Origin of the sequence: Cellvibrio fontiphilus (assembly GCF_042646205.1) — a bacterium.
GTDB lineage: Bacteria > Pseudomonadota > Gammaproteobacteria > Pseudomonadales > Cellvibrionaceae > Cellvibrio > Cellvibrio fontiphilus_A.
The window spans coordinates 326037-349703 of sequence record NZ_JBHRTF010000006.1; the positions used below are offsets into that span (position 1 = coordinate 326037).

Sequence of the window (23667 nt, forward strand, 5' to 3'; positions counted from 1 at the left end):
GGTGTAATTAGTAGGTTAGAGAAAATTATTGCTGGGCAACTTTGGATTCGGCTGGTTTGAGCTGACCGATGAAATCCGCCAGAATATGACCCGCTTCCATCAAATAGGGATCTTCTTTAGGGTTTATCTCTTTGTTTTGTGCCTGTTCTGGTGCGTCTTCGCTGTCAGTTTCACCCTTGTCTGCTTTGAGTGCTGCGTAGTCTGCATAAGGCTTTTCTCCTTTAGCTGCGCGCAATTCGTTTTCCATTTTTAACAGGCGATCTTCAAGTTGTTTTTGTTCTTCTTTACGTGTGGTAAGGCGCAGCGAAACTTCTTTTTTTGCGGCAGCTTCTTTAAATAAATTGCTCTGTTTGTTCAGGTAGATGAATTCGGGATCTTGCGCCAAACGTTCTTGATGCGCAGTCTCAATGCGCGGCAGGAACTTACTGATGTTGTAGTAGTTCTGATGCGGTGCAGGGTGAATTCGATCCCAAGGCAGGGCATTATCATAGCTGCTTTCACCAATTTCATTGGGGTCCAGCAAGCTGGGTAATGTGACGTCAGGGATGACTCCTCTGTGCTGGGTGCTATCGCCAGAAATACGATAGAACTTTGCTTCGGTAATTTTTAAACGGCCATGCTTTAAATCCACCAGATTTTGTACCGAACCCTTACCGAAGGTGGTAGAGCCTATTACTATACCGCGTCCGTAATCCTGAATCGCGCCAGCGAAAATTTCTGATGCCGAAGCGCTCAAACGGTTGATTAATACAGCAACTGGTGCGCGATAAACTGCAGGTTGGTAGGCGCGATAATTGCGTGAAATGGTATCGTCACTTTGACGAATTTGTACTACCGGACCCGGATCTACGAATAAATCTGTGAGCATTGCTGCCTCTGGCAGAGAGCCGCCACCGTTATCACGCAAATCAATAATTATGCCGTCAACTTTTTCTTTATTGAGCTCATTCAGCAAGTTGTAAACATCGCGTGTGGTACTTTTATAGTTGGGGTCACCTTTTTGGTAAGCCTCAAAATTCATATAAAAAGTAGGTATGTCAATCACGCCCAGCTTATAAATTGAATCGCCATTTTTAATTTCAAAAACGGCTTTTTTGGCGGCTTGATCTTCCAGCTTTACCGTCTCACGCTTAATAGTAATTTGTTTGTTTACTGTCGCGGTCGGATCAGCAGGCATAACTTCCAGGCGAACAATGGTGCCTTTAGGGCCGCGAATGAGTTTCACAACTTCATCCAAGCGCCATCCCACCACATCCACAAATTCGCCGTCGGCTCCCTGTGCGATGGATACAATTTTATCATTGGGTTTTAACTGGCCTTGTTTGTGTGCCGGGCCTCCAACAACCAGGCTGCTTACTTTGGTGTAATCGTCTTCGCTCTGCAGCACGGCGCCAATGCCCTGCAATTCAAGAGACATGCTGATATCAAAGTTTTCGGCATTCTCTGGCGATAAATAATTGGTGTGCGGATCATAGAGCGTGGTGAGTGAGTTCATCATCACACTGAATGCTTCTTCGGGAGTTTGTTGCTTGAGTCTACGCAACTGATTGGCGTAGCGTTTGCGCAGCGTAGTTTTACTTTCTTCCAGGCTTTTTCCCGCAAGCATGGAATTAAGTAAGTTTGATTTAAGGTATTTATGCCATAAATTATCGGCTTCCTTGGCATCGGCGGGCCAAGCTGCTTTTTCGCGGTCAATGCTGATTGATTCTTCTACATCAAAATTGAATTTGGTTTTTGGATCTTCTAATTCTTTGATGACTTTTTCCAGGCGCTCGACCATGCGCTTATCGAACCGGTTATAAATGGCAAAACTATTGTCCAACTGACCCTTTTTATAGTCGTCATCAAAGGTTTTACGAAATTTTTCAAACTCGTTGATATCGGATTGCAAGAAAAAATTCTTGGCATTATCCAGTGACTTTAGATACTCATCCAAATAACGGGAAGAGAGGGCGTCGTTAAGCTCTTGATCGCGGTAGTGCTCTTTGTTGAGTTTTTCTACTAGATCGACAACTGCCTTGCTTTGTTCGGGGGTGGGTGACAGCTCTTCTGTGGCCGCAAACCCCCTCAGCGAAAGTCCTATTAAAAAGCCGATCATTGTAAACTTTAACAATCTCACAACAGCAATTTGCATACAGAGCATCTCAAAAGGTCAAAAACGCGGCGCGTCATTGGATCGATATTGTCATAGGGCGAAACAACTGCAGCCCCTTGGTCATGATAGCGGAAAAGGGTGATTAAAAGGAGAGTGCCCGCCAAGGCGGGCAGGGGGCGTTAAAGGGATTCTTTTAATACCAGAAAGTTTCCTGGCTCGTCTATTAAGGTGCTTTGGTGGCGAGGGAATGCTATTAATCAGTCGCGCTGCTATCTAACGGGATAGTGGTGTCTGGGGTAGCGTCAGGTGCTGGCATTTGACGGGTCAGATCAAGCCACAGCTCTTTCCTGTCTAGTGGTGTTGCTTTGGGCAGGTAGGGGTTATCGATACGAATGGCGCGTCGGTTGGGTAGGTCTGCCTTTTCCAAGGCTTCTTGTACTTCAGGGCTGCCGTAAAAATATTTATCGAAGGCGCCGTCTTTAATCGCCGATTCAAGCCCATTTTCTATGTCTTTTGCCAGCTCAGGGTCTTTGGGGCTAACAAAAAAATACGTTGGTAGGGGATAAATTAAAACCAAGCGTTTTTCTACAGTGAGTGCCAGCTCAGGAAATGCATTCAATTCAGTCCATACCTCGTTAGCGCCACGGGGGAATGCATCAAATCGACCACCATCTAACATGTGATACAGGCTGGGTTTTTTAGTTGCTTTTATTACCTCGAAACCGGCATTTTCCAGAATGGACGCATCTTGCCAGCTGCGTCCTTGGCCCATTCTTACTTTTTTAAGATCTTCAAGGCTGTAGATATTGTCGAAGCGTGCTTGATCACCCTTGCGGATAAAAAACAGTCGATGATTCATCAGCCCTCTGTAGGCATCAATTCTAACCGGGATAAAGTCGCGCTCCATTTCTTCTGATGTACCTCCCCACATAACGGAGATGCTGCCGGATCGAACCGATTCCATAACCCTTGGGCGGGAGTAAACCTCGGGCGTGGTTGCAAAGGTGTACTTTGTTGATGAATAAGAAAGTGCAAGTTTTAAAAGGCCATTCATGTAATCCGTCTGGACATTGGATTTCATGTTGGTAACCACAGTTTTTTGTTCTGCGGCAGTTGGGCCAAGTGCATAGAAAGCAAGATAGAGGGCTGAGATTGTGGCGATGGTCTTGCGAAAAAGGCTCGGCATAGAGGTGCTACTCGTCAAAGTGTTGCTACTGGTTGCTAGCCTGCAGGGTGAGGTCTAGCCCGGTTCGGGATCTGATATCCAACTGATTGACTGAATAGGTTGCCGATACTTACAGCGGTTCTTTGACGCGCCGTTTAATAATGATTTAAAGCTTAGGCTATTGATAGGTAGCTTGCTAGTGCATCTGCATCAGCAAGTTGAGCTGCAGTCGAGCATCATCTGCATGAAATCTATTTGTTCTGGATTGTTAACTGCGTTTGCATTGACCCGAACTACCTTGCGGTTTTCCCAAACGTAATCGTATCGGGTAAATATCAGCGCACCTGAATCTGACTGGTCTGCACTGACTATCAAGCTTTGGCGGGGGGATGTGTCCAGTATGTCCAGAAGTTCGCGAATGGTCTTGTGTAATTGGTGGGGGCTTAAAAGAGCATGAGCGCCCTTGTGATTGATGAAAATGTAATCGCAGCCCAGCATATTGCTAACACTTAATACAAATTCGCCTGCCTCTATCGCTTTGAGTAAAGGTGTAAATCCTTGGGCGTGAGAGTTATTTGCCTGACTCGTGAGAGCGGGTTTTAACAGTGGATTGATACTCATAGAAACCCTCGTGCTTAGCGGTTATATCCGGGATTTTGCAGCGTTCCGTGCACTTTTGGGGGGAGGAAAATCTAACAGCGATATAGTCAAAAGACCACACAAAGGTAGGGGGTTGTGTCGATGTCTTTAACAATATGTGAAGAGGCTAACTTTATTGGAGGTAAAAAGTAGAAATGTTCTATAAATCAAAGCGGCCGTCAATGGCCGCTTTGATAGAGGGGGGAGGTTATTGCTGCGCCCTTTTGACCAGTGCTTCCTTGATGGTATCGCGCATTTTGCGCAGGCTAGCTTCGGTTGTCTCCCAATCGATACAGGCATCAGTCACTGATACACCGTACTTCAGGTCGCACAGGTTGGCGGGAATACTTTGATTGCCGGCGCCAATATTACTTTCCACCATTAGACCGATGATTGAGTTGTTGCCCTCCAGAATCTGATTGGCAACGTTTTCCATAACCAGCGTTTGCAATTCATGGTTTTTGTTGGAGTTGGCGTGGCTGCAGTCCACCATGATGTTGGGAACTACTTTTGCCTTGGCTAGCTCCTGCTCGCAAACTGCAACACTTACCGAGTCATAATTGGGCTTGCCATTACCGCCACGCAATACTACGTGACCGTAACCATTGCCGCGGGTATGAATAATGGCAACTTGTCCTTCAGTATTAATCCCAAGGAAACGATGAGGCTTTGATACTGACTGAAGTGCATTGATCGCAACAGTCAGTCCACCATCAGTGCCGTTTTTAAAGCCAACAGCTGATGACAAGCCACTGGCCATCTCGCGATGGGTTTGTGATTCTGTTGTCCGGGCGCCAATCGCTGACCAGCTGATGAGGTCGTGCAAGTATTGCGGTGAAATAGGGTCAAGCGCTTCGGTTGCTGCTGGCAGGCCAAGTTCAGCGATATCCAGTAACAACTGACGTCCAATGTGTAGACCTTCTTCGATTTTGAAGGAGTCATCCAGGTAAGGGTCGTTAATCAAACCTTTCCAGCCCACCGTGGTGCGAGGTTTTTCAAAGTAAACGCGCATAACAACGTAGATGGTATCGCTGACTTCATCGGCCAGCTTTTTCAGGCGTTGAGCGTAATCCTTGGCGGCGGCAACATCATGGATTGAGCAGGGGCCGATAACTACGAATATCCGATGGTCTTTGCGATCGAGAATATTACGCACCACTTCGCGCCCCTGGGTAACAACTTCCTGGGCTTTCGAAGTTAATGGGATTTTTGCTTTCAAGGCTGCTGGCGAGATCAGCAGCTCTTGTGAGACGACGTTAAGGTCATCAACTTGCAGATTGGTCATTGCAGTAGTTCCTATAAAATCAATGTGAGGCTATTCTACCTATTATCACCATAAAGATGGGATGGTTTTTTTAATTGAGTCTATAAATAAAGATAAAATAACTTAATTATTGTTTTTATTGGGATGCTTCTGTTGTGGTTTTTGGAAATAAAAAGATCATCATCTTATTAATCCTCACTTTTGCCTGAATTTAAAAATATCTATCCTTCAAAAAAAGGCGTAAGGCGACGAAAATGTAACTCCCAGCAATCAAAATAGGCTAAAAAGTAAACGGTTTCGCCAATCAGGCTTGAGGGTGCCGGCTACACCAACACCCGCGATCAACTAACAGAAAGGGAATAGTGCGGTAATGAAAAAGTTGGGTTTGGTGTTCCTGTGCGGGCTAATGGCTCTGCCTGCCGTGGCGCAGCCAGAGCGCATTGCGCTGGTATTAGGTGGCGGTGGTGCGCGTGGCGCAGCGCACATTGGCGTGATAGAGGTGCTGGAGCAGGAGCGTATTCCCATCGATTGTGTGGTGGGCACTAGCATGGGCGGTTTAGTGGCTGGTTCTTATGCTGCAGGTCTGTCACCAGCAATGATGCGTGCCAAATTGGCAGAGGCAGACTGGACGGATATGTTTCTCGATCTGGCCGACTACTCCCAGTTGAGTTATCGCCAAAAACGTATTAGCCGCCGCTACCTTACTGGTGCTCAAGTTGGTTTGTCGGAGCGCGGGCTGCAAATTCAACCGGGGGTTGTTGCTGGCGAGAAAATCAAACTTTTTTTCAATCAATTGGTGGATGAGGACTTAGGTGAGCGCAGCATCGAGGAGCTACCTATCCCGCTTGCAATCGTTGCTACTGATATAGGGAATGGCGAGCGGGTGGTGTTTCGCGAGGGCAGCCTCACCCAAGCCATGCGTGCCAGCATGTCGGTGCCGGGTTTGATGGCGCCGGTGGAGTATCAGGGGCGTAAATTGGTGGATGGCGGCTTGGTGGATAACTTGCCCGTTCAGGTTGCCAGAGATCTGTGTCAGGCGGATCGTGTGATTGCAGTGAATGTAGGTTCCCCGCTTAAGGCACCTGAGGAAATAGGTTCGTTGCTGAGTGTATCGGCGCAGATGATTGGTATCTTAACCAAGCAGAATGTAGAGCGCTCCCTCTCAAGCCTGACGGGTGCTGATATTTATATCGCTCCCGAGCTGGGTGACATCAAAGCAACAGATTTTGCCCGTTACGAGGCGGCTGCTGAAACCGGCAACCGTGCGACGCATCAGCAACTGGCGCAGCTGCGCAAACTTGCAGTCAGTCCCGAAGCCTATGCACGCTGGCAGGCGACGCGCCATAGTCCTGCTCGTGAGCCGGTCATAATTGATGAAATCCGGATTGCTCCCACCAAGCGCGCGCATCCAGACTACGTGGCGCGCCATATTCGCCAGCAACCCAATCAGCTACTGGATCGTGCCGCTCTGGAGCAGGATTTATTGCGCACCTATGGCGATGGTTTTTATAGCAATGTGGATTACCGTGTGGTTCGCGAAGCGGAACAAAATACGCTGGAGATCCTAGTACGTGAGAAAGACTGGGGGGCTGATTACCTAACCTTTGGATTTACGATTGATAATGAATACCGGCGGGGAGCCAACTTTAATTTTCGCGGTGCCTACCGCAATACTTGGATTAATCGTTACGGCGGTGAGTTTTTTGCAGCGCTGGATGTGGGTGGAACCCCATCACTGGAATTAAATTTCTATCAGCCCTTAGTGCCTAGCCAGCGCTTTTTTGTAGAGCCGCTCTACGCCAGAAGACGTGACGCTATTGGTATTTATGTCAATGGCAATGAGGTTGCTGAATACACCTTGGACACCTCTTACTATGAGCTTAGCGTTGGTAAAAATTTGGGAGTTTTCGGTAAATCCACCTTTGGGTGGCGCGACTATCATATGCGCGGCAGTGCCGATATCAGCGCTTTTGAAATACCCAATATCGACGAGGAATATGGCGGGCTGATTTTTGAACTCAATCTGGATCGTCGCAATCGCCTCTACTTCCCATCGCACGGCTGGCGGGCGGATGTTAGTTTTTTTGACTCACAGGAGCAGGGTTACAAAAAGCTGAGTGTGGATCTGGGCGGTGTTTATAAATTGAATGATGTGGTACTTGGTGCGCGCGCCGCACACATCACGGCGTTAAATAGTGAGTTGCCGGTATACGACGCGGTAATGCTGGGCGGTTTTTTAAATATGTCCGGTTATGCACGCAATCAGTTGCTGGGTGATGATGCTTTTTATGCGCACCTGCGAGCTGAACAAATTATTGGACGCATGCCGTTGGGCTTAAATGGTGATATGCGCTTGGGCTTAGGGTTTGAGGCGGCACGCTTGGAGCAGGTTTACATTTTAGGTGCGGAGCAGGGTTGGTTGGATTCGGCAGTCATTTACCTTGGCGGTGAAACGCCGCTAGGGCCGCTTTACTTGGGTTATGGTTTTACCTTTAGTGGCGATTACAACCTGTACTTGCAGCTTGGTGCACTCTAGTGCTCATCGGTTGACGTAAATTGCGTGATATAAAAACAAAGCCCCGCAGGTGCGGGGCTTTGTTTTGATTAGCGATAATTTTCCGGTGCGGTTTAGAAGTGGAAAATCGCAGCTGCGTAAGGGCCTTTCAAACGAATATCAGTATTAACATCATCTTCGTCGATTTGAATTGACGCCGTTTTGTAACCCACCTCAACCCCCAAATCCAAGGCTGAATCAAACATGTAGCTGATTTTTGCGCTGTAATCAGAGATTGAATTGTCCTGATAGCGAATCAGGTTGGCTTCTGCCCCGGCGGAGAAACCAGTCAGGGGCAAGTCGAATTGAAAGCGGGCATAACCCAGGGGCAGGGTGACATCCACATCAACACTGTCACTGGCATTTAATGATTGGGCTATTAACTCGCCAGAGTATTTGCGCACCGTAACGCCTACATCCAGGTTTAACCAGTTATCCAGAATTTCGTAATAGAGCACGGCATCGGTATAGCTTAGGTCGAAGTCAGTAGTCACTGCAGTGCCGGCTGGAAAGGACTGGTTATTCAAGTTGAAATCATTGCTCAAAGTGCCAGTTTGGCGGCTGCTGATATCGTTTTGTTGCAATTTAATATTGGGGATCAGCGGAATAGGGTGCTCAACAGCGATGTAATAAAAACTGTTGTTATTGTCATCCACACCCAAGTCATTGAGTGATGCTGAGGTTTGGCCAACATCGCCTGAATATTCGCTTTGCCAGCTGCCGGCACCAGCGTAGATACCAAAAACAGTATCGGCACTGACTTGGCTGGCCATGACCAGTGAGGCTGCTGCCAGTGAATATTTGGTTAAGCAAGAAAGCGCTTTCATAACAGGTTTTCCTTTTGTTGTGGGGTGCCCCTGGGTTAAAGGGCTAAATTGGTGGCCAGTGTAAGTCAACGTGCGTGACAGGTGGATTGCTGTAACTCAAAAAATGCTTTCAGGTTTTTATGTGTGGCTCTTGGAGCAGCTCTAAAAACACGCGCGCTGCATTGTTGAGTGAGCGTTGTTTGTGGTGAATGCAACCCAGTGGCCGTTTAATGGGGTCGTGTTTGACATCCAGTACCACCAGCTCACTGTTCAGGATGCGTTTTGGCAGCAGCCCCCAGCCAAGCCCGATACTGAGCAGCATTTTAATCGTATCCAAGTGGTTCGAGACCATGCCAATGGTGAGCATGGCACCTTGGCTCTCGAATAGCTGATTAATGAGTTGGGTGGTATAGGTGCTGGTGTCTGGCATTACTGCCGAATGCTGGCTTAAATCGGCCAGCTGAAGATTTTGTTGCGCTGCAAGAGGGTGGCTGGGCGCGGCGACGAAGAGGAGCTGGTCGTCCCAGAGGTGATGGCTTTGGAGCCGCGGGTCTTGTTCGAGCGCAAGCGTAATGAGGGCGAGGTCGAATTTTCCTTGGAGTATTTCATGGTAGGCCTGTTCTGAATCTAAAAAATGTAAATCAAACTTCACTTTGGGATAGCGCACCGAAAACGCGCGCAAAAACGGCGGCAAGTAGTGCAAACCCAAGTGGTGGCTGGTAGCAATGCTTAAGCTGCCATCAACCTGTCCATTCAAGTCGGCAATCGCTCGCTGTGCCGCAATTACCTCATTCAATATTAGTCGGGCTTTGCTTAATAAAACCTGACCGGCTTGGGTTAATGCGACCTGTCTGCCAATTCGATCAAATAAATGCGTGCCCAGCTGCTCTTCTAACAGTGCTATGCGCTTGCTAATCGCCGGTTGGGTTAGGTGCATGCGCTCGGCGGCCGCAGAAAATGAACCGCTCTCGGCAATGGCGACAAAGGCTTGGAGGTGTTGGGTATCCATATGGCTTTTTAATCCATTCCAAAATGGAATGCAATGTATAAAAAAGATAAGTTTGTTTTATGGTTTGCTGCACTTTAATATCCCCCCTCATGCAGCCAGTTAAGTTCTCTTGAGCGACTGCTGAACCCTCTTTATATGTACGCCGATTGTCCGGAGCTATCCATGACCGCTAAAACCCTTTACGACAAACTCTGGGATGTCCACCTCGTGCAGCAGCGCGACGATGGTTCAGCCTTGATCTACATTGATCGCCATATTGTTCACGAGGTGACTTCACCCCAGGCGTTTGATGGTCTGCGTCTGGCCGGTCGCAAGCCGTGGCGCGTGGATTCCATCCTCGCCACGCCCGATCACAACGTACCCACCACCCAAAAAGAGCGCGCTAATGGCGTGCAGGGCATTGAAGATCCTGTGTCGTTGATTCAGGTGCAAACCCTTGATGACAACTGCGATGAATTCGGCATCGTCGAATTCAAAATTAACGATAAGCGCCAAGGCATAGTGCATGTTATTGGCCCGGAAACTGGCGCTTGTTTACCCGGCATGACAGTGGTTTGTGGCGACTCACATACCGCAACCAATGGTGCTTTGGGTGCTTTGGCGCACGGTATAGGCACCAGTGAAGTGGAGCATGTCATGGCTACCCAGTGTTTGGTGGCCAAAAAAATGAAAAACATGCTGATTAAGGTTGAGGGCAAGCTCGGTCTGGGGGTTACCCCCAAGGATGTGGTGCTCGCCATTATCGCCAAAATTGGCACTGCCGGTGGCACGGGTTACGCCATGGAATTTGGTGGGCAAGTGTTCCGCGACATGAGTATGGAAGGGCGCATGACGGTTTGTAATATGGCCATCGAAGCTGGCGCGCGCGCCGGTATGGTCGCGGTGGATCAAACTACTATCGACTACGTTAAAGGCCGTACCTACGCACCCACGGGCGACTTGTGGGAAAAAGCCGTCGCCGATTGGAAAAGTTACGTGAGTGATGAAGGCGCACACTTTGATGCAGTCATCGAAATTGATGGCGCCAGCATCAAGCCTCAGGTTAGTTGGGGTACCTCACCCGAAATGGTGGTTTCAGTAGAGGATAAGGTGCCAGATCCAGCCAATGAGCCGGATCCGGTCAAGCGCAATGACATGATTCGCGCACTGCAGTACATGGGGTTGCAACCTAATCAGCCAATCACGTCGATTCATGTGGATCGTGTTTTTATCGGTTCCTGCACCAACTCGCGCATTGAAGATATTCGTGCCGCTGCACAAGTCGTGAAGGGCAAGCAAAAAGCGGCATCGGTCAAAGAGGCGATTGTTGTGCCAGGTTCTGGCGCGGTAAAAGCTCAGGCAGAAGCCGAAGGCTTGGATCAGATTTTTATCGCCGCCGGTTTGGAATGGCGCGAGCCAGGTTGCTCCATGTGTTTGGCAATGAATGCCGACAAATTAGGTAATGGTGAACACTGTGCATCTACCTCGAACCGCAACTTTGAAGGGCGTCAGGGTTATGGCGGGCGCACTCACTTGGTCAGCCCTGCGATGGCAGCGGCGGCGGCGATTGCCGGTCATTTTGTTGATGTGCGCACTTTTAATTAATCCATAGGAGAAGCCATGAAAAGTTTTACTCTATTGCAAGGCATTGCCGCTCCGATGGATCGCGCGAATGTCGATACCGATATGATCATTCCCAAGCAGTTTTTAAAATCCATCAAGCGCACCGGCTTTGGTAAAAACTTGTTTGATGAGTTGCGTTATCTGGATGAAGGTAAACCGGATCAAAGTTGTGAAGGTCGCCCGTTAAATAGCGAGTTTCCGCTGAATTTCCCGCGCTACCAAAGTGCCAGCATTCTGCTCGCGCGTGAAAATTTTGGTTGTGGCTCCAGTCGCGAGCATGCACCTTGGGCTTTGGATGATTACGGCTTTCGCAGCATCATCGCGCCCAGTTTTGCGGATATCTTTTACAATAATTGCTTTAAAAATGGCTTGCTGCCCATTGTGTTGAGCGATGCGATTGTCGATCAGTTGTTTAACGAAATGTACGCCACTGAAGGCTACGAGTTAACCATTGATCTTTCCGCGCAGCTGGTCAAAACCCCGGGGGGTGATAGCTTCCCGTTTGAGATCGACGAATTTCGTAAACATTGCTTGTTGAACGGTTTGGACGATATAGGTCTAACTCTTGAGCATGCAGATGCCATTCGCGCCTATGAAGCCAAACGTCGCGTGGAAGCGCCTTGGTTGTTTGATGTCGTTAAATAATTTTTTATCTGGAGATCGCTTGTGGGCAAACATATTTTAATTCTGGAAGGTGACGGCATCGGCCCGGAAATCGTGCGTGAAGCGCGCAAAGTATTGGATCTGGTAAATACCAAATTCGATCTGGGGTTGACCTTTGAAAGCGACCACATGGGCGGCTGTGCAATTGATGCTTACGGTGTTCCGCTGGCGGACTCCACGCTTGAAAAAGCGCGCAAAGCCGATGCGATTCTGCTGGGTGCTGTGGGTGGCCCCAAGTGGGATAAGTTGGATCGTGCGATTCGCCCGGAAAAGGGGCTGTTAAAGATTCGTTCGCAGTTGGGTTTGTATGCAAACCTGCGTCCGGCACTCTTGTATCCGCAATTGGTGGAGGCTTCCTCGCTCAAGCCAGAAGTCGTTTCAGGTTTGGATATTTTGATCGTGCGCGAGTTGGCGGGCGGTATCTATTTTGGTGAGCCGCGCGGTATTCGTGTGTTGGAAAACGGTGAGCGCGAAGGTTACAACACCTACAAATACTCCGAGAGTGAGATTATTCGCATTGGTCGTACCGCATTTGAAATGGCGCGCAAACGCAATCGCAAAGTCTGTTCAGTAGATAAGGCGAATGTGTTGGAGGCAACCATGCTGTGGCGCGAAGTGATGGATACCTTGCACAAAGAATACCCTGATGTTGAGCTGTCTCACATGTATGTTGACAATGCCGCTATGCAGCTAGTGCGTGCGCCCAAACAGTTCGACGTATTAGTGACGGGTAACATGTTTGGTGATATTTTGTCCGATGCGGCAGCCATGTTAACTGGCTCCATCGGCATGTTGCCTTCGGCGTCCCTGGATAAAGATGGCCGCGGTATGTACGAACCCTGCCATGGTTCGGCGCCGGACATAGCCGGGCAGGGTATAGCCAACCCGCTGGCAACTATATTATCGGTGTCGATGATGCTGCGTTACTCGCTGGGTTATCCACGGGTGGCAGATGTAATTGAGTCTGCAGTCGGCAAGGTGCTGGATCAAGGTTTCCGCACCGCAGATATTTATACTGAAGGTACGACTAAAGTATCTACCTCGCAAATGGGCGATGCCGTAGTTGCAGCGCTGGCGTAACCAATAGTTGACGAAAGAGAGAAATACATGAAAGTAGGTTTTGTAGGCTGGCGTGGTATGGTGGGCTCTGTATTGATGGAGCGTATGCAAGCAGAGAAAGATTTTGCTGATATAGAGCCGGTATTTTTCACCACTTCTAATGTGGGTGGCGCTGCACCGGCTGTTGCATCCGGTCTACCTGCGCTAAAAGATGCTTATTCAGTAGATGACTTAAAACAATTGGATGTAATCGTCACTTGCCAAGGTGGCGATTACACCAACGAAATTTTCCCGAAACTGCGTTCATCTGGGTGGGCTGGTTACTGGGTAGATGCTGCATCCAGTCTGCGCATGGATAAAGATGCCATCATAGTTCTCGATCCAGTGAATAGTGATGTCATCAAAAATGGAATCGCCAGTGGCGTAAAAAATTACATCGGCGGAAACTGTACTGTCAGTCTCATGCTGATGGGGCTGGGTGGTTTGTTTAAGGCTGGCTTGGTCGAGTGGGTTTCATCAATGACCTATCAGGCAGCTTCAGGTGCGGGCGCCCAAAACATGCGCGAGCTTATCTCGCAAATGGGTGCTTTGCATGCCTCTGTGGCCGATAAACTGGCTGATCCAAAGTCTGCTATTTTGGAAATTGATCGCATTATCGCTGAGACAATGCGCAGTGAAGAATTGCCAAAGGCTAACTTTGGCCATCCTCTGGCAGGTAGCTTGCTGCCCTATATAGATAAGCAGTGGGAAACTGGCCAATCAAAAGAGGAGTGGAAAGGGCAGGTGGAAACCAACAAAATCCTGGGGCGTGATGGTAACCCAATTCCTGTGGATGGTTTATGTGTGCGTATTGGTGCCATGCGCTGCCATAGTCAGGCACTGACTATCAAGCTGAATAAAGATGTGCCTATCGCGGATATCGAAGCTTTGATTGCAAACGCAAATCCATGGGCGAGCGTGGTTGCTAACGAGCGCGAGTCAAGCATGCGTGATCTGACACCCACCAAGGTGACTGGTACTTTAAATATCCCAGTGGGGCGTCTGCGCAAGATGAACATGGGGCCGCAGTATTTATCTGCCTTTACCGTTGGTGATCAGTTGTTGTGGGGGGCGGCCGAACCGCTGCGTCGCATGCTGCGAATCCTTAAAGAAGCTAAATAGTCATTATTAGTGTTATGTATCGAAAAGACCCGGGGATAAAATCCTCGGGTTTTTTGTTTTTGATAACCAAAAACACCCAAATAAGGATTTAAATGTCAGTCTTTTTTCACATTTTTATCATTAAGCGCCTAAAAACTATTAAAAAGTGTCGTGTCCGCAGGGTTTGTCAAGACCCCGAGTATTGATAAAAAGCTATTTATAATGAATACTTACGAACGATACTGAAGATTCATTCGAGGTTTTATGCCTCTCCCACACAGCATACTCAACCTGCATGACGCTGTGTTTATCAACTAAAATGTCTGCCTACTCTGGTTCAATGCAGCCGTGGAATAATAAAAGGATAGCGCTATGCGTCTTCGTCAGTTGGTTTTAGCCTGTGGTCTTTCGTCCTTTGTACTGTCGCCTTATGCCAGTGCTTTGGGCTTAGGTGAGGTTAAACTCAAGTCATCGTTGAACCAGCCCTTGGAGGCTGAGGTGAAGTTGCTCGATACTCGCGACTTGACCGCTGAGCAAATTCTAGTTACTTTGGCTTCTCCTGCTGACTTTGAGCGAAATGGTGTTGACCGCCTTTATTTCTACACAGAGTTACAATTTCAGGTTGATCTCGATTCCGCGGATGGCCCTAAGGTTATCATTCGCTCGCGTAATCCCGTGCGCGAACCTTACTTAAACTTCCTTATTGAGGCGCGTTGGACAGCAGGGCGGCTGTTGCGTGAGTACACACTCTTAATGGATCTGCCCACCTTCGATGAAGATGCGCGCTCCTCTTCCGTTGTTGCCCCGGCAGCAGCAATTACAACATCAACACGCCAGTCGGCGCCTGCTGTGGCCCCTCGCAGTTCTGTTGCAGAGTCTGCATCGCCTTCTCGTAAGTCGGCGGTAGAGAGTGGCGCTCCTATCAGTCCAAGTGAGTATGAAGTTCGGGCAAATGACACTCTGTGGGAAATCGCCATGAGGGTGCGCCAGGATTCAGGCGTCTCGGTACATCAAAGTATGATGGCGCTCTATCGAGCAAATCCTGATGCCTTTATTAATGGAAATATTAACAAGCTGCGACGTGGTCAAGTACTACGCGTTCCTGATGCAAGCGAAATGCGCTCTGTAGGAAAAACGGAAGCGGTTAATCAGTTTGCACAGGCTACCGGCGACTCAAATTATGGAGCCCAGCTCAACGCATCCCGTCGTTCTAGTAGCACTCAGGCTGAATCCGCGGAGGTCAGTGGTCGGGTTAAATTGGCTGCCCCCTCCGCTGGGAGTAATGCTGGTCAAGGGAGTGGTGCAAATGACGGTGCGGGCAGAGCGCTTGAAAGTGAGCTTGCTGCAACCTTGGAGGAGTTGGATAAAACTAAATCCGAAAACACTGAGTTAGGCTCTCGTGTTAAAGATCTTGAGGCACAAATCGAAACTATGGAGCGGCTTGTTGCGGTTAGCAATGAAAAGCTTCGTGCGCTGCAAGTTGCAGCAGGCCAAGAGCCAGCTAAGCCAGATTCTGCTCCTGCAGAGATTGCCCAAGTATCGTCTGCTGCACTGCAAGAGTCTGCTCTATCAAGTGCGGCAGCTGCTGTCCAGCCTCCCTTGCCTGCAGCCCCCAAACCTAAACCTGTTGTTCAGCAGCCAAAGCCTGAGCCAAGTCTGGTTGAGTCGGTAACCAGCAACCCGTTATTGCTGGCTCTTGCCGGACTGGGAGTGCTGGGAGTTGGTGGCGCAGCATATGCTTATCGCCGCCGCAAGGAGCAGCAAGAACAACAACACAACGAAGATGAAAATCAATTCACAGTGGATGAATCTCTTGGTGAGCAGGACGAACCAAGCTTTCATGAAAATAATGATATCTCTGAGGAAATAGATTCCTCTCTGTTCGAAGATGATAGTGAAAGGACTGCTGTTGCTGAAACTGGCGATGTTGTTGGTGAGGCTGATATCTATATAGCTTACGGTAAGTTAGATCAGGCAGAGGAAATGCTGATCAACGCTTTAGAAAAAGACCCTAACTCTACTGATATCAGAATGAAGTTATTGGAGGTTTATGCTCAACAGCAAAATGCTCCATCATTTGATAAACACTATGCGCTACTGTTACCCATGGCAGGAGCCGCGCTCATATCCAAAGCGTCTGAGTTACGCGAGACTATTTCTGGTGCGAGTGATTATTCTGCGGATGCAGATGTTGCCAGTGAAGTTTCAGATGATTTTGGCGCTGACTTTTCATTAGATGGTTTTGATTCAGATGATTCTGCATCGTCAGCTACACAAACAGTTGCTGATAGCGACAATGCCACCTCGTCTCTAGCAGGTGATGCCGAGACAGAGTTCAACTTTGATTTTGATCTGGATTTGGATGATGACGAGTCGACTATAGCGTCTCTCGCTTCAGGAGATGCACCAGCACTTGATGGTGATAGCGCATCGGAGTTTGATTTTGATCTCTCCGAGCTTGATGAAAGTGCTTCTGCTGAGGAAGGTGACAAGGTCTCTGAACTGTCAATAGCCTTTGGTGAGTTGGATTCAAATCATGAAATTGGTGATGCTTCCACCGAAGGCAAGAGTGCTGAAGAAGAGTTCACATTCGATTTCGATGATGACCTTGCTTTGAGTGATGCTGAGCCTGATCTCAATGCAACAGGTGAAAGTCTGGAAGTTATTGCTGATGACTTTAATCTTGACATGAATGTTGAGGATGTTGATCTGGCTGCGCTTGATCATGAGATGGAAAGTTTGGATGTTGATTTTGATGACGAGGCTGCTTTGGATGAGGAGCCTGCAATCGCCGAATTTGTTGCTGGGGAGATTGCCAAAGATGAGGCTGAATTCGGCTTGGATCTCGATGATGATATTGCACCATTGCACGGCTCTGATGATTTAGAGCTTTTGGCTGAAGACTTGGGTTCAACCAAGCTGAATCTGACTGATGACTTGGATAAGGTTGGTCAAGTTGATTTTGGTCCAGCGACGATTGTAGGTGATGACGAATTCAATTTGTCCATGGAAGATGATAGCGGTTCATCGCTTGAGCTTGATTCGGGGGATTTTGACCTCGCAGACCTGGATGAAGAGTTTGCAGGGCTCGATCAACAAGTTCTTGATCCAGTGGTGCCTGATGGCGATAAAGATATAGTCGATCTTGAGTTGCATGATGAAATCCCTGGGCAAGTAGTTGATCTTCCAGAGGTTGCCAGCGGTTTCGATGCGCCTCTGTCTGCTGAGGCAGAGCAGGATTTGCCTGGTTTTGAGCAGCCTCTTGAGGTAGAGCAAGACGAAGATTTGTTTGCTGAGGCTTTATCTGATTTTGCATCGGAATCAGATGAACTAAATCTTGAATCTTATTCTAGTGGTGAATCAGAGCTGGCTGGCTTGAGTGATGATGATATGGATTCGGAGCTCGATTTCCTTGCTGATGCTGACGAAGCGGCAACCAAGCTTGATTTGGCTAGAGCTTACATCGATATGGGTGATATCGATGGCGCAAAAGATATATTGACTGAGGTTGTCAGTGAGGGCAGTGAAGAGCAGCGCAACGAAGCCAATGAGCTGCTTGGTCGTATCGTTTAACTGTTAGATTTACAAAAAAGCCTTGCACTAACCTGCAAGGCTTTTTTTATTTTCAGGTTTTAAATTTGGTGTTGTATGACTGATAACTATGTCCCTTTGTCCAAACCTTATGTGCGCAGTGGCGAAATCGTGGCTGATACGGTCTGGCCAGAGGGTATGCATAGGATTGCGCTGGGAGTTGAATACAAAGGCTCTGATTTTCATGGTTTTCAGATTCAGCCCAATGGTGTAAGCACAGTTCAGCAGGCACTTGAGCGGGCGCTTTCGCGCGTTGCTAATGAGTCAATATCGCTTGTTTGTGCTGGCCGAACTGATGCGGGTGTGCACGCCACAAGCCAAGTGGTGCATTTTGATACCGTTGCTGTCCGTCCGGAAAAAGCGTGGTTGCGTGGTTCTCGCCCCTATTTGCCCGATTCGGTCAGTGTGCGTTGGGCCAAAGAGGTTGCTCCTCAATTCCATGCGCGCTTTAGTGCGCAGAATCGTACTTATCGATATTTGATTACGGATGCCAAGGTGCCTTCGGGGTTGCTGCACGATCAAATCACTTGGTCATCACGTCCTTTGTCTCTGGATCTTATGCGTGCTGCTGCTGCATATTTGGTGGGTCAGCATGACTTTACTTCTTTTCGGGCGACACAGTGCCAGGCAAAGAGTCCGGTTCGTCGAATAGAGTATTTGCATATAGTGCGGCGTGGAGAGTTGATCATAGTAGAGGTTCAGGCAAATGCCTTTTTGCACCACATGGTACGCAATATTGTTGGTGTGCTTATGGCCGTAGGTGCAGGGGATAAGCCTGCGGAGTGGGTTGCCGATGTGCTCGCTGCCCGTGATCGCAGTGCAGCGGGTGTTACGGCAAAGCCGTTTGGTTTGTATTTGGTTGGGGTTGATTACCCTGTCGTTTTTGGGTTGCCTAGTGTGTTGCCTGGGCCTCTTTATTTCTCCGAACCTCTTGGTGGTTTTGCGGGTGAGGTTTAGGCGTGAAGGGTGTTTTTGCGGCGATGGCATGTAAACTCTGCTATCATCCTGCACAATTTTATGCGCAGATCTTTTGCGATAAGCACTGTCTATCTTTGGTTTTTGGAGCGTCCGGTTTTGTCCTGTATGCGCATTAAAATTTGCGGCATCACCTCGGTTGATGATGCGTATGCCACTGTTGACGCTGGTGCTGATGCGCTTGGGTTGGTTTTCTATGCCGCCAGTCCACGTGCTGTCAATTCTGGGTTGGCACGTCAGATCTCTCTTGCTGCTGGTCCTTTTGTATCAGTTACCGGCTTATTTGTTGATGCTGATCCAGAGTTTGTGACTAGCGTATTGAACAGGGTGCCTTTGCAATTATTGCAATTTCATGGGGATGAACCTGAGGCATATTGTGTATCTTTTGGGCGCCCCTACATGAAGGCCATTCGTATGCGGCCCAATGTTGATGTGAACGCGGAGATCGCACGCTACCCCAGCGCGTCGGGAATCCTACTGGATGCATATCGCCCAGGTGTGCCGGGTGGAACAGGAGAGACCTTCGATTGGACGCGGGTTCCTCGTCAATCATCTGTACCCATTGTGTTGGCTGGCGGTCTCACCGCAGAGAATGTCGGTGATGCGATCACAACAACTGCCGTTTATGGGGTTGACGTGAGCGGTGGTGTAGAATCTTCCCCCGGTAAAAAAAATCACAAACAAATAGCTTTATTTATCAATAACGCACGGCGTGCTGCTCAAAAATGTAGCGGATCGTCGGCTCCGAACAGGTGGTTAAACGGTGAATAACACTGAGCATTTTTCAGCGATTGATTACAGTGCTTTTCCGAATGAGGAAGGTCACTTTGGCCCCTATGGTGGTCGTTTTGTATCTGAAACGCTTATCTATGCACTGGATGAGCTTCAGGAAATTTATTCGCGCTTGAAGGACGATCCAGGCTTCCAGGCTGAGTTCGATAAAGATATGGCTTACTATGTTGGCCGTCCCTCGCCGTTGTATCTGGCAGAGCGCTGGACTCGTGAGTTGGGTGGTGCACAGATATATTTAAAGCGAGAAGACTTGAATCATACCGGTGCCCACAAAGTAAATAACACAATTGGCCAGGCTCTGTTAGCCAAGTTCACCGGAAAATCCCGTGTTATTGCTGAAACTGGTGCCGGTCAGCACGGTGTTGCTACTGCGACAGTTGCTGCTCGCCTTGGGTTGAAGTGTCGCGTCTACATGGGCGCAGAAGATGTCAAGCGTCAGGCACTTAACGTCTACCGCATGAAATTACTGGGTGCTGAAGTCTTTCCGGTAACCTCCGGTTCACGCACACTCAAAGATGCGATGAACGAAGCTATGCGCGATTGGGCTACAAATGTGGATGACACTTTCTACATTATTGGTACTGTTGCTGGCCCCCATCCTTACCCTCAATTAGTTCGTGACTTTCAATCCATAATTGGTCGCGAAGCGCGTCGTCAATCTCTTGAGCAGGCTGGCAAGTTGCCTGATGCGTTAGTTGCGTGTGTTGGCGGAGGTTCTAATGCTATCGGTTTGTTCCATCCATTCCTGACTGACGAATCTGTACAAATGTACGGTGTGGAAGCCGGTGGTTTGGGTATAGAAACCGGCAAGCATGCGGCTCCCTTAAACAGGGGGATTCCTGGCGTGCTGCATGGTAACCGCACTTATTTAATGGAAGATGAAAACGGCCAGATTATTGAAACTCACTCGGTTTCAGCTGGTTTGGACTATCCCGGTGTCGGCCCTGAACACTCCTGGTTAAAAGATATTGGTCGCGTAAATTACGTTGCAATTAACGACGATGAGGCGCTGGCTGCCTTCCGTAAAGTGACCAGAACAGAGGGTATCATGCCAGCATTGGAATCCAGTCATGCATTGGCTTATGTAGAAAAACTGGCGCCAACCATGAGCAAAGATCAAGTAATTATCGCCAATCTTTCAGGGCGGGGTGATAAAGATATTTTGACTGTGGCTGGGCTTGACGGAATTACCGTTTAATTCAACCAATAAAAATCTAACTGCTGAACAACATCGCAGAAAAAATCAGGAATTATTGATGAGTCGTATTTCCCAGCGTTTATTGCAAGCAAAAAGTGCAGGCAAAAAAATTCTCGTGGCTTATATCGTAAATGGCGATCCTCACCCAGAGGCAACATTACCAACTATGCATGAGTTGGTGAAGCAGGGCGTTGATGTAATCGAGTTAGGTGTTCCTTTCTCTGATCCTATGGCGGAAGGTCCGGTTATTCAGAAAGGCCATGAACGAGCGCTTGAGTACCATATTAGCCTCAAGGGAACCTTGGAGTTAGTAAAGCAATTTCGCGCCACCAATACATCAACACCGATTGTGCTTATGGGGTATGCAAATCCTGTTGAGCGTTTTGGATATCAAGCCTTTGCGCAAGCAGCTGCTGACGCAGGTGTTGATGGGTTGCTGACGGTTGATTTGCCTCCAGAAGAAGTGGTGCAGCTGAAAGCTCATTTGGATGCTTATGACCTCGACAATATTTTTCTGCTTGCTCCTACCACTACAGTGGCGCGTGCACAAAAAATTGCGGCTCACGCCACAGGCTTTTTGTACTACGTTTCGCTCAAAGGTGTTACAGGTGCAGGTCATTTGGATGTGGATGCAGTAAAGGCAAAATTGGCCGATTTTGGTAAGTTAACAGACCTTCCGGTGTGCGTCGGTTTTGGCATCAAAGATCCAGAAACTGCACGAGCGGTTGCTGCATTGGCAGATGGCGTGGTCGTAGGCAGTGTATTGGTAGACAAGATGGGAAGTATGTCCGATCGGAATCCAGAGGAAATTGCCAGTGCAGTAGGTCAGATAGTTGGTGGTATTCGCGCTGCTATAGATGATCTTTGAGCGGCGAATTTGACTCTTGATAGTTGGGGTGTCTGATAGGGCGCCCATAAATTTCATTTACATTGAGCACAGAGAAGCAACCATGAGTTGGTTAGATAAAATTATCCCCAGTATTTCCCGCACCGAAACCAAGCGCAGCAATAAAGTGCCTGAGGGTTTGTGGGAGAAATGCGTTAAGTGTGATGCGGTTTTATACAAACCAGAAATGGAAAAAACACTCAATGTTTGTCCTAAGTGTGACCATCACATGCGTGTTGGTGCACGTGCACGTTTGAATATGTTTTTGGATCCACAAAATCGTCAGGAATTAGCCACTGACGTTGAGCCAATTGATCGTTTGAAATTTAAAGACGTTAAAAAATATAAAGACCGCTTGAGTGCTGCGCAAAAAGAAACCGGTGAGAAAGACGCTTTGGTTGCCATGCGTGGTGAGCTAAAAGGTATGCCTGTTGTTGCTGTGGCATTTGAATTTGCTTTCCATGGTGGTTCTATGGGTTACGTTGTTGGTGAACGTTTTACCCGCGCAGCAACCATCGCGCTTAAGGAAAATATTCCTTTTGTTTGCTTCTCTGCAACTGGCGGCGCGCGTATGCAGGAAGCATTGATTTCGTTAATGCAAATGGCAAAGACCAGTGCTGTTATTGAGCGCTTGAAAATGCAAGGCACGCCTTACATTTCAGTCATGACTGATCCGGTGTATGGTGGTGTGTCCGCAAGTTTGGCGCTATTGGGTGATCTGAATATTTGTGAGCCTGGTTCGCGCGCAGGTTTTGCTGGCCCAAGTATCATCGAGCAAACCATCCGTCAAAAATTGCCTAAAGGTTTTCAGAGAGCTGAGTTTTTGTTAGAACACGGTGCCATTGATATGATCATTCATCGTCGCGATATGCGTGATAGGTTGGCCTCACTTTTGGCGAAATTTACACGTAAAGCCGCTGTATAAATCAGGCGCTTTATTTTTTCATGGAATTAATGTCGCTTTCCGATTGGCTCTCGTGGTTGGAGCAGAATCATCCACGTGAAATTGATTTGGGTCTTGCTCGAATCTCGGTGGTAGCCAAAAGAATGTCCTTGCTGGAGCCCCGTGCCAAGGTGGTAACAGTGGCAGGAACCAATGGTAAAGGTTCCTGCGTGACTGCTACGGCGGCTCTGTTGCGCACGGCCGGTTTTTCTACCGGCGTCTATACATCACCCCATTTACTTCGCTATAACGAGCGGATTGTGGTTGACGGTGAGCCTGCCTCTGACGACGAAATTTGCAGTGCTTTTAATACGATCTTTGCTGCTTGTCAGCTTGCTGATGAGTTATCTGCTGACCCCATTAGTTTGACCTATTTTGAATACGGTACTCTTGCCGCGCTGGAAATATTTCGGCGTCATGGCGTTGATGCCATAGTTCTTGAAGTCGGGCTAGGTGGAAGGCTGGATGCGGTTAATATTATTGATGCCGATGTCGCTGTAATTACCAGCATCGCACTTGATCATACTGATTGGCTGGGGGATAACCGCGAGCTTATTGGTTTTGAGAAAGCCGGTGTAATGCGCGCTGGTAGGCCTGTTGTTTGTGCCGATGCTTTCCCGCCGGAATCGATTGCTAATCACGCAAAAAAAACCGGTGCAAAACTTTATCTTATCGGGTGCGATTTTGGTTATTTGCAATCGGCTGAGCAGCTCTGGACCTGGTGGGATTCATCGCATCGTTTTGATGATCAGTCTGCTCCTCAATTGCCTTTGCCAAGCCTTGCAGCGGCATTAAAAGTTGTTTTGTTGTTGGGGTTGGATCTTGCAAAAATAGATGCTTTTCAGTGCTTGGCCAAGTTGCGAATGCCTGGCCGTTTCCAGCAATTATTATGGCGTGAAAGAAAAATTATTTTTGATGTCGCACATAATCCCGCCGCGACCTCTTATCTTTTGACACGCTTGCAAGAGTCACAGTTATTGTCCGGGCCAATTCATGCTGTAGTTGCCATGATGGTAGATAAGGATCGCAGTGAAAGTTTGTCCAATCTCAGTGGCGTTGTCACTCGCTGGTATCTGGCTGACTTAGGAGCTGTACCTCGCGCTGCTAGTGTTTTAGAGATGCAAAAGACGCTTGCTGCTCTGGGTTGCGCTGTAGGTTTCAATGGTAGTGTTGCAGATTGTCTTGAGGCTGCTTATCAGGCTTCCAAACCGGATGATCTGATCATGGTGTTTGGTTCTTTTTACACTGTCGCTGCGGGTCTCCAAGCTATTGGTAGTCCGTTGTAG

The 23667-nt window shown here is 48.3% G+C and carries 18 protein-coding genes; 12 read left to right on the top strand and 6 right to left on the bottom strand.

All coding sequences use genetic code 11. From position 1 onward, the window contains the following. Positions 1–25: 25 nt before the first annotated feature. From ACFODX_RS15265 to ACFODX_RS15280, 4 genes are all read right to left on the bottom strand, one after another. A complete protein-coding gene (locus tag ACFODX_RS15265; protein ID WP_378120704.1) occupies positions 26–2098 on the bottom strand; it encodes a carboxy terminal-processing peptidase in 2073 nt (690 codons plus the stop codon). Between the two features lie 250 nt (positions 2099–2348). Then, entirely contained in the window at positions 2349–3281 is a 933-nt protein-coding gene (locus ACFODX_RS15270; RefSeq protein WP_378120706.1) for a diguanylate cyclase, read from the bottom strand. Between the two features lie 189 nt (positions 3282–3470). Next, positions 3471–3881: a hypothetical protein gene (locus ACFODX_RS15275; RefSeq protein WP_378120708.1), complete on the bottom strand. Its 411-nt coding sequence runs from the start codon at positions 3879–3881 to the stop codon at positions 3471–3473. Positions 3882–4107: 226 nt separating this feature from the next. Then, a complete protein-coding gene (locus ACFODX_RS15280; RefSeq protein ID WP_378120710.1) occupies positions 4108–5184 on the bottom strand; it encodes a 3-deoxy-7-phosphoheptulonate synthase in 1077 nt (358 codons plus the stop codon). 349 nt (positions 5185–5533) lie between these two features. On the opposite strand from ACFODX_RS15280, the gene ACFODX_RS15285 reads away from it, so the two are divergent. Further along, positions 5534–7699, top strand: coding sequence for a patatin-like phospholipase family protein (locus ACFODX_RS15285; protein WP_378120712.1), 2166 nt, complete (start codon positions 5534–5536; stop codon positions 7697–7699). A gap of 92 nt (positions 7700–7791) precedes the next feature. Here the strand turns inward: ACFODX_RS15285 and ACFODX_RS15290 are convergent, their stop codons facing one another. Beyond that, positions 7792–8544, bottom strand: coding sequence for a TIGR04219 family outer membrane beta-barrel protein (locus ACFODX_RS15290; protein WP_378120714.1), 753 nt, complete (start codon positions 8542–8544; stop codon positions 7792–7794). 109 nt (positions 8545–8653) lie between these two features. Continuing rightward, positions 8654–9532, bottom strand: a complete 879-nt coding sequence (locus ACFODX_RS15295) for a LysR family transcriptional regulator (protein ID WP_378120716.1) — start codon at positions 9530–9532, stop codon at positions 8654–8656. Positions 9533–9694: 162 nt separating this feature from the next. Between ACFODX_RS15295 and leuC the strand changes: the two genes are divergently transcribed. The 11 genes from leuC to folC all read left to right on the top strand — a co-directional run bounded on the left by leuC (position 9695) and on the right by folC (position 23667). Continuing rightward, complete coding sequence (gene leuC / locus ACFODX_RS15300; protein ID WP_378120718.1) at positions 9695–11116, top strand: 3-isopropylmalate dehydratase large subunit; 1422 nt, start codon at positions 9695–9697, stop codon at positions 11114–11116. 15 nt (positions 11117–11131) lie between these two features. Beyond that, positions 11132–11779, top strand: a complete 648-nt coding sequence (gene leuD / locus ACFODX_RS15305) for a 3-isopropylmalate dehydratase small subunit (protein WP_378120720.1) — start codon at positions 11132–11134, stop codon at positions 11777–11779. A gap of 21 nt (positions 11780–11800) precedes the next feature. Continuing rightward, positions 11801–12877 (top strand): 3-isopropylmalate dehydrogenase, encoded by a 1077-nt coding sequence (gene leuB, locus ACFODX_RS15310; RefSeq protein WP_378120722.1) that lies wholly within the window; start codon positions 11801–11803, stop codon positions 12875–12877. A gap of 27 nt (positions 12878–12904) precedes the next feature. Further along, positions 12905–14017: an aspartate-semialdehyde dehydrogenase gene (gene asd / locus ACFODX_RS15315; RefSeq protein ID WP_378120724.1), complete on the top strand. Its 1113-nt coding sequence runs from the start codon at positions 12905–12907 to the stop codon at positions 14015–14017. Positions 14018–14368: 351 nt separating this feature from the next. Beyond that, complete coding sequence (locus ACFODX_RS15320; RefSeq protein ID WP_378120726.1) at positions 14369–17569, top strand: FimV/HubP family polar landmark protein; 3201 nt, start codon at positions 14369–14371, stop codon at positions 17567–17569. Between the two features lie 75 nt (positions 17570–17644). Beyond that, positions 17645–18544, top strand: a complete 900-nt coding sequence (gene truA / locus ACFODX_RS15325; RefSeq protein WP_378120728.1) for a tRNA pseudouridine(38-40) synthase TruA — start codon at positions 17645–17647, stop codon at positions 18542–18544. Positions 18545–18670: 126 nt separating this feature from the next. Then, positions 18671–19333, top strand: coding sequence for a phosphoribosylanthranilate isomerase (locus ACFODX_RS15330; RefSeq protein WP_378121019.1), 663 nt, complete (start codon positions 18671–18673; stop codon positions 19331–19333). Next, positions 19326–20552: a tryptophan synthase subunit beta gene (trpB, locus tag ACFODX_RS15335; protein ID WP_378120730.1), complete on the top strand. Its 1227-nt coding sequence runs from the start codon at positions 19326–19328 to the stop codon at positions 20550–20552. The genes ACFODX_RS15330 and trpB overlap by 8 nt, the downstream gene beginning before the upstream one ends. Positions 20553–20610: 58 nt before the next feature. After that, positions 20611–21420 carry a tryptophan synthase subunit alpha gene (trpA, locus tag ACFODX_RS15340; protein WP_378121021.1) on the top strand — a complete coding sequence of 270 codons (810 nt, stop codon included), beginning with the start codon at positions 20611–20613 and terminating at the stop codon, positions 21418–21420. Between the two features lie 82 nt (positions 21421–21502). Then, positions 21503–22363: an acetyl-CoA carboxylase, carboxyltransferase subunit beta gene (gene accD, locus ACFODX_RS15345; protein ID WP_378120732.1), complete on the top strand. Its 861-nt coding sequence runs from the start codon at positions 21503–21505 to the stop codon at positions 22361–22363. 20 nt (positions 22364–22383) lie between these two features. Next, complete coding sequence (gene folC, locus ACFODX_RS15350) at positions 22384–23667, top strand: bifunctional tetrahydrofolate synthase/dihydrofolate synthase (protein ID WP_378120734.1); 1284 nt, start codon at positions 22384–22386, stop codon at positions 23665–23667.